Annotated in this window: 12 protein-coding genes; 1 reads left to right on the top strand and 11 read right to left on the bottom strand. The window is 65.0% G+C overall.

The features are described from left to right. Positions 1-46: 46 nt before the first annotated feature. Positions 47-1,111, top strand: a complete 1,065-nt coding sequence (locus V8J83_RS06155) for a hypothetical protein (RefSeq protein ID WP_339984540.1) — start codon at positions 47-49, stop codon at positions 1,109-1,111. Between the two features lie 11 nt (positions 1,112-1,122). On the opposite strand, the gene V8J83_RS06150 is transcribed toward V8J83_RS06155, so the two are convergent. The 11 genes from V8J83_RS06150 to V8J83_RS06100 all read right to left on the bottom strand — a co-directional run bounded on the left by V8J83_RS06150 (position 1,123) and on the right by V8J83_RS06100 (position 12,348). Next, a complete protein-coding gene (locus V8J83_RS06150; protein WP_339984537.1) occupies positions 1,123-1,464 on the bottom strand; it encodes a DUF427 domain-containing protein in 342 nt (113 codons plus the stop codon). 107 nt (positions 1,465-1,571) lie between these two features. Continuing rightward, on the bottom strand, positions 1,572-3,374 hold the full coding sequence (locus V8J83_RS06145; protein ID WP_339984535.1) for an aminopeptidase P family protein: 1,803 nt from the start codon (positions 3,372-3,374) through the stop codon (positions 1,572-1,574). A 190-nt stretch (positions 3,375-3,564) separates the two neighbouring features. Further along, the gene (cobT, locus tag V8J83_RS06140; protein WP_339984533.1) at positions 3,565-5,445 is read right to left on the bottom strand and encodes a cobaltochelatase subunit CobT; all 1,881 of its coding nucleotides are present in this window, start codon (positions 5,443-5,445) and stop codon (positions 3,565-3,567) included. 128 nt (positions 5,446-5,573) lie between these two features. Continuing rightward, positions 5,574-5,981 carry a hypothetical protein gene (locus V8J83_RS06135; RefSeq protein ID WP_339984531.1) on the bottom strand — a complete coding sequence of 136 codons (408 nt, stop codon included), beginning with the start codon at positions 5,979-5,981 and terminating at the stop codon, positions 5,574-5,576. Positions 5,982-6,124: 143 nt separating this feature from the next. Beyond that, positions 6,125-7,066, bottom strand: coding sequence for a threonine/serine dehydratase (locus tag V8J83_RS06130; RefSeq protein WP_339984528.1), 942 nt, complete (start codon positions 7,064-7,066; stop codon positions 6,125-6,127). 47 nt (positions 7,067-7,113) lie between these two features. Next, the gene (locus V8J83_RS06125) at positions 7,114-7,485 is read right to left on the bottom strand and encodes a hypothetical protein (protein WP_339984526.1); all 372 of its coding nucleotides are present in this window, start codon (positions 7,483-7,485) and stop codon (positions 7,114-7,116) included. A gap of 74 nt (positions 7,486-7,559) precedes the next feature. Then, on the bottom strand, positions 7,560-8,021 hold the full coding sequence (locus V8J83_RS06120; protein WP_339984524.1) for a hypothetical protein: 462 nt from the start codon (positions 8,019-8,021) through the stop codon (positions 7,560-7,562). A gap of 82 nt (positions 8,022-8,103) precedes the next feature. Then, the gene (locus V8J83_RS06115) at positions 8,104-9,075 is read right to left on the bottom strand and encodes a hypothetical protein (protein ID WP_339984521.1); all 972 of its coding nucleotides are present in this window, start codon (positions 9,073-9,075) and stop codon (positions 8,104-8,106) included. After that, a complete protein-coding gene (locus V8J83_RS06110) occupies positions 9,072-9,380 on the bottom strand; it encodes a hypothetical protein (RefSeq protein WP_339984519.1) in 309 nt (102 codons plus the stop codon). The genes V8J83_RS06115 and V8J83_RS06110 overlap by 4 nt, the downstream gene beginning before the upstream one ends. Next, entirely contained in the window at positions 9,373-10,362 is a 990-nt protein-coding gene (gene cobS / locus V8J83_RS06105) for a cobaltochelatase subunit CobS (protein ID WP_339984517.1), read from the bottom strand. The genes V8J83_RS06110 and cobS overlap by 8 nt, the downstream gene beginning before the upstream one ends. A gap of 159 nt (positions 10,363-10,521) precedes the next feature. Further along, positions 10,522-12,348, bottom strand: a complete 1,827-nt coding sequence (locus V8J83_RS06100; protein WP_339984514.1) for a serine protease — start codon at positions 12,346-12,348, stop codon at positions 10,522-10,524. Positions 12,349-12,544 lie beyond the last annotated feature (196 nt).

Here is a 12,544-nt window from a genome sequence, read left to right as displayed (position 1 = left end):
ATTTTTCTTTGGCGATTTCGCAAAGGCGCGGCATGCTTTGACCATGATGAAACGGATTCTTTTTTGTGCGATTGTATTGAGCCTTTCCGCCAGCGGGGCCATGGCCCAAGGTGCGGCGGAACGCTTGCGAAGTACCCTGGGGTTTGTGCCGGAGGCCGCGCTTGCAGCGGGCGAGGGGCCCATCGTGGCAGGCTTTGGCAACGGCGATGCGGTACGCTGGATCGCGGTGCGCGGCGCGCAGGCCGGTCGCAATCCCAACACGCCCAACCGTTTTGCAGCCCTGCGTTCCGCGGCTCCGAACCAGCGGGCCGTCATCGCCGCCAGCGAGGATGCCGCGCTGCGGGCCGCCATCGGACTGCAGGCCAGCGATTGGGTCAACACCTGGGAGGTGGCGCAGGGTGTGGCCCGCGTTGGCGCGATGGACATCTTCCCCGACAGTGAAATGCGCCTGCGCGGCGCGCTCTACGTCCGCGGCCTGACCGAAGAGATCCGCGGCGGCGCGCCCGTGATGTGGACCGGAGAGGCGGATTTCGAACCCAGCCCCGAGCGGCGGGACGCCTCCAACCCGTTCGGCGGCGATCTGGGCCTGCCGCTTCGGGTGGCGTTCATCGGCGATCGCGCGATCTGGGCGACGGGGTGGCCGGCGCTTGATATGGTGATCTCGCCAAGCGGGTCAACGCTGGCTCAACGCGCGGATGCGCAGGCCGTGATCAACGGCTTGCGGCGGGTTGGCAATCTGGGCGGGCTGGTGTCGGTGCGATGCTGGTTGCGCAACGGGGCCGAGGTGCCGGTGGCCGGTGCGGAAAGCGGCCCGATCGAGGCGCTGGCCCTTGCCGATTACGCAAACCGCGAGACCGAAGGCGCAGCGATGGTCCTGTTGCTGGAAGAGGGCCGCGATGCCGAGGCCTTCGCAGACAACCTTCGCGAGGCTTGGCCGGTTCTGTCGGAATTGCCGTCCCCGGCGGACCCTGAAATCACCGCGGATGCGCGCAGCGTCACCGTCACCATGCGCAGCGATTGGGGCGAGGATGGCGCAGCCACCAACGCCGCGTATGAGGTGTTTTTGAGTGTTTTGAACGGTGGCCGCCTGGGCTTCATGCTGTCGCGCTAGGGCGCATGCTTCTAAAGCTTTTCGACTGCCACACGATCCGAATAGAACGCGATGTAGCCCGCGATGGCCGTGACGTCCTCCAACGGCGTCTCATAGCTCCACGCCGCGTCCACGGCCTCTCCATCGGGACCGGACACGGTGAAGTAGGTCGCGGCGCCCTTGTGCGGGCACCGCGTCGTCGAACTGGTCTGCTCCAGAAAGCTCATCCCGATGTCTTCGCGCGGGAAGTAGATCACCGGCGGATAGGTGCCCTCGGTCAGTTCCAGCGCATTTGCACTTTCGCCCAGAACAGCACCGCTGGCCCGCACGACCCAAGTGCCCGATGCCGGACGGATTTTGATATGGTCTGCCATGCTGAACCTCCCCAAAGCGGTGATGAAAGGTGCTTTTATCCCCTGGCGACGGGTGGGCACAAGGGCGCTGTGTCAACCTGCGCCGCGCGTTCTGTCAGGCCCGTCGATCAGATCGGTGCGCAGGCCTTTTGAAGCCACGTCTCCGTCTCCGCATGCCCCTCCGCCAGAAGCCGCGGCCCGATCTTTGTGCGAACCGCCGCGTGGTAGCCATCAAGCCAGTCGCGTTCGTCCGGGCCAAGCAGCGCCGCCTCGATCAGGTGCCTGTTGATGGGCGCAAAGGTCAATGTCTCGAAGGCCAGCATCTTGCGATGCGCATCCGCGCCCTCGGGGGCCTCCACCACGTGGATCAGGTTTTCGATCCGGATGCCGAACGCGCCCTCCCGGTAATACCCCGGCTCATTCGACAGGATCATTCCCGGTTCAAACGGCACGCGCCCGGCCCGCGACAGGCGTTGCGGCCCCTCATGTACGCTCAGGTAGACGCCCACGCCATGGCCGGTGCCATGGTCGTAATCACGCCCCGTCGCCCAAAGCGGCGCCCGCGCGAGCGCATCCAGATGCGCACCGGCCACACCCTCGGGAAAGCGCGCGCGATGGATCGCGATCATCCCCTTCAGGACCAGCGTGAAACACTCCCGTTCTTGCGCACCGACATCGCCCACGGGCAGCGTGCGGGTGATATCGGTGGTGCCGTCCTCATATTGCGCGCCGCTGTCGATCAGGAACAACTGCCCCGGCATGAGCGGCGCATTGGTCCCTTCGGTCACGCGGTAATGCACGATGGCCCCGTTTGGACCGGCCCCTGCGATCGTGTCGAACGACAGGTCCTTGAGCGCCCCGGTCTCCACGCGGAACTGCTCCAGCTTCTGCGCCACGTCGATCTCGGTCAGCGCCCCGCTCGATGCAGCCGCGTCGAACCAATGTAGGAACCGCGCAACAGCCACACCGTCGCGCAGATGTGCCTGAGTTGTCCCGGCAATTTCGGCCTCGGACTTGCGCGCTTTCGGCAAAAGGCACGGGTCCTGCGCCCTGTGAACCTCAAGGCCCGCCTCCTCGACGGCGGCGAACACCGCGCGCGGCGCGCTGTCGGGATCGATCCGGACCGGCCCGTTGAGTGCGGCCATGGCGGGGATAAACGCCTGCCAATCGGCGACGCAAACGGCCTCATCAAGCGCGATATCGTCCAGTTTTCCCGGATCGCAAAACACCTGCACCCGCCCGTCTGCCGTCACGATCGCAAAGCTCTGCAATACCGGAAGCCGCTTCAGATCCTGCCCTCGAATGTTCAACAGCCAATTGATTGAATCCGGCAGCGTCAGCACCACAGCCGCGTCGCCATCGGCGTTCATCACCTCCACAAGGCCCGCGCGTTTGGCCGCACTGCTCTGCCCCGCGAGGGCCTCCGGATAGGGGCGCGCCGCACCGTCGGGGCGCTCGGGCCGATCCGTCCAGATCGCGTCAACGGCATTTGCCTCTGGGCTCAGGGTAATCTGATGCGGCGACAACGCCTTGCCCAGACGCGCGATCTCCGCCTCGGTATGCAGCCACGGATCGAATCCGATCTTGCCACCGCCCGGGCACATCTCGATCAACCAATCCTCCAGGCGCGTCTCCGGCCAAGGCACGGGTGTGAACACATCCGCCACCTCCGCGCGCACCTGCACGCGGTAGCGCCCGTCGACGAAGACCCCCGCAATCTCCGGCAACACGGCCGCAAACCCCGCCGACCCGGTGAACCCGGTCAGCCACGCCAACCGCTCGTCACAACCCGCAACATATTCGCCCTGATGGGCATCCGCACGCGGCACCAGAAACCCGTCGAGCCCACCGTCGGCCAGATGCGCCCGCATCGCCGTAAGCCGCGCAATCCCATCCTCCGGACGCGTTGTCGCCTCAAAACTCTGAAACATCGACCTCTCCCGAACACGGGGCGCGCCGAGACGCGGCGCGCGTGCCCCTTCATCTTGCCAGAAAAACCTCCGCCGGAGGCTCCGACATATCAACATGTCCCAACCCCCGTCGGGTGCGCTCCGCCCGCCACGGTGCCCCAATTTTCCCTTGGAAAATTGCCCCCCGGCGACGGCGCAGCCGGCGCAATCGCTAGCCGGCCCTGCGGATCCCCATCACCCGTGCCCGCGCGCGCGGGTCGGTGTCGAACAAGGAGGCCAGCTGTTCCGTGATCGCACCGGCCAGTTGCTCCGCATCGGTGATCGTGACCGCGCGCTCGTAATAGCGCGTGACGTCATGGCCGATCCCGATCGCCAGCAGCTCCACCGCGCGGCGTTTCTCAACCATCGCGATCACATCGCGCAGGTGCTTTTCAAGGTAATTGGCCGGGTTCACCGACAAAGTGCTGTCATCGACCGGTGCACCGTCCGAGATCACCATCAGGATCTTGCGCGCCTCGGGCCGCCCCGCCATCCGCCGATGGGCCCATTCCAGCGCCTCACCGTCGATGTTTTCTTTCAGCAGGCCTTCTTTCATCATCAGGCCAAGGTTATCGCGCACCCGTCGCCACGGCGCATCCGCCGATTTGTATACGATATGGCGCAGATCGTTCAGGCGCCCGGGTTGTTGCGGGCGCCCTTGTCCAAGCCATTCCTCTCGTGCCTTGCCGCCCTTCCACGCCCGTGTGGTAAAGCCCAGGATCTCCACCTTCACGCCACAGCGCTCCAGCGTGCGCGCCAGAACATCGGCGCAGATTGCCGCAATGGAAATCGGCCGCCCCCGCATCGAGCCGGAATTGTCCAACAAAAGCGTCACACACGTGTCGCGGAACTCGGTGTCATGCTCGATCTTGAAGCTCAGCGGCGTGGTCGGGTTCGCCACCACACGGGCCAGACGCCCGGCATCAAGAATGCCCTCTTCCTTGTCGAACTCCCACGACCGGTTCTGTTGCGCCTGCAGGCGGCGCTGCAACTTATTGGCCAGGCGCGAAACGGCCCCCTTCAACGGCTCCAACTGCTGATCCAGATAGGCCCGCAGGCGTTCAAGCTCCTGCGCCTCGGCCAGATCTTCGGCGGCGATTTCCTCGTCATTGTCGGTGGAAAACACGACATACCCGGGGTCGGCCTCGGAATGCGGGGCAGGGGGCGGTGGCTCAAGCGGGGCCTCGCCGTCGGGCAATTCCTGCTCTTCCATCTCTTCGCTGTCGCCCTGATCGTCCATCTCGACCTGGGCCTGACTGGCGTCCTGCTGCTCTTCCTGACTGCGCTCGGGCGAGGCTTCTGCCTCCTCGTCCTGATCGTCATCGTCGCCGGTCGAGTCGGGCTGATCCTCTTCCTGATCCTCGCCCGCCTCTTCATCGGCTTCGTCGTCCATGTCGTCGGGGTCATCGCCCAACTGATCGCCATAACCCAGATCGTCAATCAACTGCCGCGCAAGTCTGGCGAACCCAGTCTGGTCGGACAAAACCTCTTGCAGGTTTCCCAACGTCCCGTCGCAACGATCCTCGATAAATCCGCGCCAAAGCTCCATGACATTGGCGGCCTCGGCGGGCATTTCGCGCCCGGTTGCGAGGTGCCGGATCAGGTAGCCCGCGGCTGTGGCCAGAGGCGCATCGGCGGCATCGCTGATATCGCCATAGCCCTTGCGCCGCGCGTCCGAGCCGATCTTGGCGTCGATATTGCCCGCCGTGCCCGGCATGTCGCGTGCGCCCATCGCCTCGCAACGGGCGGTTTCCATTGCTTCCATAAGGTCGCGTGCCATCGCGCCTTGCGGTGCATACCGCGCAGCGGTGCCCTGATCGTGGTACTTGTGACGCAGCGCCAATGCGTCGGCTGTCCCGCGCGCCAGAAGGACCTCTTCGCGCGTCATGCGGCGGCTTACTTGTGGCAGGCGCACGCTATCGCCGGACAGGCCCGGCGGGTCGACTGTATAGGTCACCGCCAGTTCAGGGTCATCGGCCATCACCCGTGTCGCCTCGGCCAGAGCCTTCTTGAACGGATCTGCGGGATTGTCGGAGGGGTTGAACTTGCTCATGTCCGATATGTGGACCGCAGGGGCGGGGAGGGCAAGGGATTGTGGGCCAATTGCGGGGGGGCGCGCGCGGATAAAGCCGGCTCAGCTCGCCCGAACCTGGCCTGAAACCAGCGCGCGGCAGCGACAGATCAAAGCGCGTAACGATCCACGCAGGATTGCACCGCGATCACCAATTCACGCCCGTCATCGGCCAGATAAGGCGTGCCGTCGCCGACAAGGCGGGGATAGAAGCTTGTTCTTGCGGCACTTTCCGCGTGGCTTTGGAACCCCGCCGCGCGATCCGCTATTTCCGCAAGGCTGGCGATGCCACCGGCTTCCTGCAGCAAGGAGGCGGGCGGCCCGCCAAACGGCAGCGCCTCAACCTCTGCCAAATCATTGGCGAATTCATAGGCATAGCCATAGGCCGACAGAACGGCGGCGCAATGCACCGCCATTTCCGCGCCCTCATCGGGCCAGTTCAGCGGCGAGACGGCCCCGGCGGGTGGGGCAAGCAAGGCCACGGCAAAAGAGGCGGCCCAAAGCCGGTAGTGACGCATCGTTTTCCCCTACAAGAAAGTGCTGCGTGGGCTCTGCCTAAACCCACACGCTAAACAAAATGCTAACAGAATGCGGAAAAGCGCCAAAGCGGGAAATGGCGCAGCTGCCGTCTTAAGCCATTGATGTTGCGCGAAAGCGACCGCTAAGGATGGGTGAACCAATCCGGCTCGGCGTTGCCTCCGCACAAAAGCACGCAAATCCGTTCATCAGGTGCAGGCGTATAAGCGCCCGAGGTCAGCGCCGCCAACGCCACCGCGCTGCCCGGCTCGCCCACCAAACGCGTCCCGTCCCACAGGCGTTGCGCCGCCGCATAGGTCGCGGCGTCATCCACCAGGATCGCCTTATCCACATGGGCGCGGATCGCCTCGAAACTGTCGATGCCAAGGCGCGGCCCACCCAGCGACCCGGCCGCCACACCGCTGGCGGAGACATCGATATCCGGCCCCTCGCGCAACGAGCGCTCCAACGTGTTGGTGGCCTCGGTCTCGACCGAGACGATCTTGACCCGGTCGCGGAAATACGACGCCACGCCCCCGATCAAACCACCGCCCCCGGTGGAGACGAAAATGGTGTCGATCCCGCCCGTCTGCGCCTCGATCTCGCGCGCCACACTGCCCTGACCTGTCAGCGTCGGAACACTGTCATAGGGATGCACCGACAGCGCGCCGCTGTCTTCGGCATAGGCCGCATATTCCGCCATGCACTCCGCGACCGAGCCGTCGGTCAGCACCACCTCGCCGCCGAACGCCCGCATCCGGCGCAGTTTTTCCTCCTTGGCGATGGCGCGCGGTACATAGATGCGGCTTTTGTGGCCCAGTTTCGTTGCCGCATGGGCGACCGCCGCGCCGTGGTTGCCACCCGAGGCCGCAACGACGCCCGCCGCGGGCACCGTGCGGGTGAGCATGTTGAAAAACGCGCCGCGCACCTTGAACGATCCCGTCACCTGTGTGTGTTCCAGTTTCAGTGTGATCGGAACCGGAAGGCCCAGTGCCTCGGGCGGGACAGACAGGATCGGCGTTGCGCGGATATGCGGCGCGATCAGGGGGGCGGCTTTGGCGATGTCGTCGGGTGTGGGATAAGGCATGGCGCGACGATGGACCGGAGCGAGGCGAGCGTCAATCGCGCGGCGTTCTAGCGGAACGGGGCAAGCTCGGGTTCGCGGTCCAGTACCCGGTTGCACAGCCGCGAGATGGCTTCGAACCACTGCCGGTTTCCGCCGTTCAGGAAGTTTCGCAACCGCGGCGCCATATCGCGCGCGGTGGCCTCGACCGTTGCTGCCGCCCGTGTGGCGCCCAAACGGGTCGCGGCGGCGGCCCCGGCCTGCGCCATGCTGGCCCATGTATCGTCCACATCGATCGCGAGGAAGGTCTGCTGCTCATAGCGGTGATTGGCCTGCCAGAACCCGGCACAGGCGAGCGCGTCACGCGCCGGATCGGCCACGACGGATGTGGGAACGGCTGCGAACGCCAGACCTGTCGCGAGGGCAATCTGCTTGGGTCCCATGGATACCGTACCTCTGCCGTTTCACTCTGCCAAGGTCGATGGTTGTTTCATATGCCCGAAGGGTCAAGGGTGCGTCAACGCCCGTCGCAGGGATCCGGACTGGCGGGCGCGGCAGGGCGCCCTTCGATCCGGCGCGCGATGTCCTGACTGCGGCGCAGGATGCCAAGCGTGTTGCCCGGAAGGCCCACGGCGTCCAGAACCGCGTCCTCCACCGCGCCTCGCACCCGGCCCTGTACGTTCTGGCCTGCACGGCACTCCGCCTCGGCGCGGGTTTGCGGGATGATCGGGATATTCGGCACGCCGGGAATGTCGCTCAGGTTCACGCCCGGCGCGATCTCGGGGTTGAGCTGCTCGTTGATGTCGGGCGCACGGATGTCGGCGATGATGGCGCCGCGCGTGGGGCATTGCAGGCGCGTGCCCTGCGGGTCGGGCCCCAGCACCTGACACACCTCTCCATCGGGCAGCGGCACGGCATGCCCGGGCGCATGGACCGGCTGACAGGCCGCAAGCATCGCGCCGATAGCGCACAGGGTCATGAAAACACGCAGCATAATGCGCCGATCTAGCCCGACGGCGCGCCGTCCGGTCTAGGGGAAACATGGCCCCACCGGCCCCGCGTCACGGCACGGTGCAGGCTATGGCCGCGCTGTCGGCCACGCGCCGGCACTGGGGCAAGACGGTGGCGGCCTCGGGGTCAACGGGGGACGCCTCCACGAGGTTATCGCTCCAGAAAAACCCGATATCGTCGGGAAGCCGGTCGCGGTTGGCGATCAGCAAGCCCACGAAATAGCGCGTGAAAGGGCCGGTCGGATCCGCCTCCAACCGCGCCAGAACCTCCGCCATCTCTTCCGCTGAGAGGTCGGTCGCCGTCTCGGGGTTGGGCAACAGAAGATCCGCCGCCATGGGCTCGAAAAACAGCAATTGTGGGGCCGGGGGATCGGGCATAGCGTCATAGAGCGGCCGCATCTGCGCGATGTCATCCAACGTCAGCCTCTCGCGTCCGCTGACCGCTTGCAAAAGCGCCTCGATATCCGCCGTGTAGTCGCCTGCCGCCAACCCCTCGTCGACACCGCGCAGAACGAAGGACAGGCGCGTAAGGCGATCGAAGTCGAAGGGCAGGGGATCAAGCTCTGTGCGCAAAGCCCCGGGCGTGCGCGCCACACGCTCGGGCACGTTCCCCCGATCCAGCGCGGCCTGCAGCATGCGCCGTTCGCGGACAACGTCCTGACAATCGACCTGCGCCTGCCGCAGGATCGTCAGGAACGGCTCGGGCGGGTCGCGCAATGGCTCTCCTCCGCGCAGCAGCACGTCCACGGCAATCGAATGCTCCACGTCACGCCCGGCGGCCCAGGCCGTGATCTGCTCCAACGCAACGCCGGTTTCTTCGGCCAGACCGCTCAGCGAGACAGGGCCGTCCATGGTGTCGATCTCGGACGCCCCCATGACGCAGGCCGCCCCGTGCCAAGCAATGGCAGCGCGAATGTCCGACAGGCTCTGTGCCATGGCGTGCGGCACGTCAGACGGTGGACCAGCCTGCACCGGCCCCATCGCAAAGACACTGAAAAGACAAAGAAATCCGACGTGTTTCATGCACCAACCGCCGCTGTCAATCTGGCAAACTCCAAGGCGAAATACACCGCCACCGCCACGATGCAAAAGCCAAGCCCCCGACGGCTGCGCCACACCAAACCAAGGCATCCCAACAGCATGGGGATTGCAATGAACCCAAGCGACGCGGCGATGAAACCGCCCCAGTCAAACCCCGGTGCAAGCCCCTGCGAGATTACGATGTAGACAGGCACCGCTGTCTGAAATGTCAGAAGGAGGACGAAGGTAAACAGAACCCACCACGCCACCGGGCGGCGGGGCCGCGAGGACGCGGCGTCGTCAGCCAATGCTCATGGATGCCGCGCTTTCGGGCAGTTCCTCGTCAAAGCAGCGCTGGTAGAACTCCGCCACCGTCTGACGCTCAAGCTCGTCGCATTTGTTGAGGAACGACACCCGGAACGCATAGCCCACGTCGCGGAAAATCTCGGCATTCTGCGCCCAGTTGATGATCGTGCGTGGGCTCATGACCGTCGAAAGCTCACCGTTCATGAAGGCCGTGCGGGTCAACTCGCCCACCGTCACCATCTGGTTCATCTGCTTGCGCCCGGCCTCGGTGTTGTAATGCGGGCATTTCGCCAGGACGATCGCGACTTCGGCGTCGTGGCTGAGGTAGTTCAGCGTCGCCACGAGGCTCCAACGGTCCATCTGCGCCTGGTTGATCTGCTGCACGCCATGGTAAAGACCGGTCGTGTCGCCAAGGCCCACCGTGTTGGCGGTGGCGAACAGGCGGAAATTCGGGTTCGGCGTGATGATCTCGTTCTGATCCATCAGCGTCAGCTTGCCGTCATGCTCCAGCACGCGCTGGATCACGAACATCACATCCGCGCGGCCCGCGTCATATTCGTCGAACACGATCGCCACCGGATTGCGCAGCGCCCACGGCAGGATGCCTTCGTGGAACTCCGTGACCTGCTTGCCATCGCGCAGCTTGATCGCGTCCTTCCCGATCAGGTCGATCCGCGAGATGTGGCTATCAAGGTTCACCCGCACCGTCGGCCAGTTCAGCCGCGCGCCCACCTGTTCGATATGGGTGGATTTGCCGGTGCCGTGGTAGCCCTGGACCATGACGCGGCGATTGTGGCCGAAGCCCGCAAGGATCGCCATCGTCGTATCGGGGTCGAATTTGTAGGTGCTGTCGATCTCCGGCACACGGTCGGTGCGCTCGGCGAAGCCCTTGACCTTCATGTCTGTGTCGATGCCGAAGACGTCCCGGACCGAAAGTTCCTCGGTCGGATTTGCATCAATATTCAAGCTGCTGCCGTCGGCCATAGTGCCCTCGCCCCGTCAAATGTCGCATCGCATGTGCGCGTCGGGATGCAACATATCTCGGGGGGCTGCAAGGGGAAGGGGAGCCTGAGAATAACATGTACCGGAACATGAAAAGGCCGGGCGCGTGGCCCGGCCTGTCCTGAGGGTCTGAACGCCGGTTCAGTTCCAGCAGCTGATGCGCACGGTCATGTCCGCGGCTTCCCGGCTCAGGTTCTCGCGATTCAACGCGCCTGCGGGTTGTGCCACCGACACCCCGATGCCCGCCTCCTGCAGAAGGCTCACCAATTGATCGGCCCGAAGCGCCAGCGTGACCTCCTCGGGAAGGGTGCGCCCCTCGACGGTGCCGGGCAGAACCATGCCGATCACATTGCCGGTCACGTCCAGAACCGGGCCGCCCGCCTCGCTGTCGGCGGTGGCAACCTCAAGGCGCTGTACGTTGGTCTCGCCGTTCACACCGCGCAGATCGGCCAGCGTTCCGAAGGTGGTGGAGGCCGCCGAAAGCGCGCCGCCGAAGGGATAACCCGCCACCGCGATGTCGGCCCGCAGGCGTCCGGGGACATCTGCAAGCCGCGCAAAGCCAAGCGGCGCAAGCGCCTGATCGGGCTGCAACACAGCCACGCCAAGACCATCGTCGCGGTAGACGACCGACGAGGGGTAGACGTTGTCGATCAGGATCTGATCACATTGGCCCACCACCTCCGTCGTGGTCAAAACCGTGCCCTGCCCATCCAGGAAGAACCCGGTCCGTACCAGGTCGGGCGTACGCACGGTCAGGCCGGACACCATGTCGATGCTCTCGTCGAGGCCTTCGGGAACGGCGGCGGGGTCCAGCGACCCTGCGACGGCGGTGAAGCTGGCCTGCATCATCGGCAGGACGCGTTCCATCTGCGCATCGGCGGATGGCTCCCAGATCAGGGTGAAGCCCTTCACGGCTCCGCCCACAAGGCGCGCCTCGGTGTGGCTGCGCAGGCTGGCCGATTGACCGGTCAGAAGGAAGCTGTCGCCCTGCCGCTGGCGTTCGCCTTCGAGCGGCACGATCTCAAGCGTCTGCATGATCTCATAGAGGCCAAAAAGCGTCGCCCGGTCGCCCGGCTGGCTGATCAGAAGGACCCGCACGCCGCTGTCGTTGATCTCTTCGTATTGCGCGAAGGGGAAGTTGTAGCTGTCAAAGTCCACCATCGCCATCGGCAGGTCGATCTGGATGCCCGCGCGCTGGTCAAGGATGTTCTGCATGCCAAGCGCCGACAGTTCACCGTTGTATTCATCAAGCAATTGCGCCCGCTGGCGCGTGGTCAGAACGCCGCTGACCTCCATGCCGCGGCTTTCCTGATAGGCCGACATCGAGGCGCGCGTGCCGGGCCCGAATTGTCCGTCGATGCCACCGGTGTAAAAGCCGAACCATTGCAGGGCGATCTGAAGTGCGTCGCGCTCTTCCCGGGTCAGCTGCGCCTCGGATTGCCGGGCTTCCTGTGGCGTTTCTTCCAGCACGACCTCCGGCTCGGGTGCGGCCTCTTCCGTAACGGCTGCGACTTCTTCTTCGCCCTCGTCCACGACCACCGGGCCGTCGACGATCACCTCTTCCTCTTCCACCGCCGCTTCGGCGGCGTCCGGCACGACGGCCTCACTCCCATCGAGTGTGTTCACGCCTGCCGGGAAAAACTGGCTCGCGTAAAGGTCGCCATCTTCCAGAAACGAGTCGCGCGGGATCAGCCCCTGCGCCAGCAATTGCTGCAACACCAGCTGCCCCAGTTCGCGCTCGTAGGGGCCAAGGCCAATCGCATAAAGCCCTGTCGTCGCCCGAAACCCGTTTACATTCTCGACCAGCTGCGTGTAGGCGCGCATGCGCTCCTCGGCAGCCCCTTGGGTCACGTGTGCCTCGATCTGTACCCAAACGCGGTCCTGCGCCTGTGCCGTTGCAGTGGTCGTCAGGCCAAAGACGGCCACGAAGGTAAGGGCCAGAAGGCCCGGCAAAAATCGTTTCACCATGAGTGCTATCGAAACCCTGTTGCTAAACCCGTGTCATCGCGCACGACCCGTGAAGGCGGGCCGGCAGCGCTCCAGCCGCGAACTTATCTTTGGATTCGGCCAATTGCACCCTGTTTTGCGATAGTTTTCCACAGGGCGTGGCGCAGATGGGACAACCCCCGCAAGGCGGCGCGTTGACCCTTGCCGTTCGCGGGTC

This window comes from Gymnodinialimonas ulvae, assembly GCF_037543845.1.
Taxonomy (GTDB): domain Bacteria; phylum Pseudomonadota; class Alphaproteobacteria; order Rhodobacterales; family Rhodobacteraceae; genus Gymnodinialimonas; species Gymnodinialimonas ulvae.
Note: the sequence above shows the minus strand (reverse complement) of the source record. Positions and strands in the feature narration are given on the sequence as shown.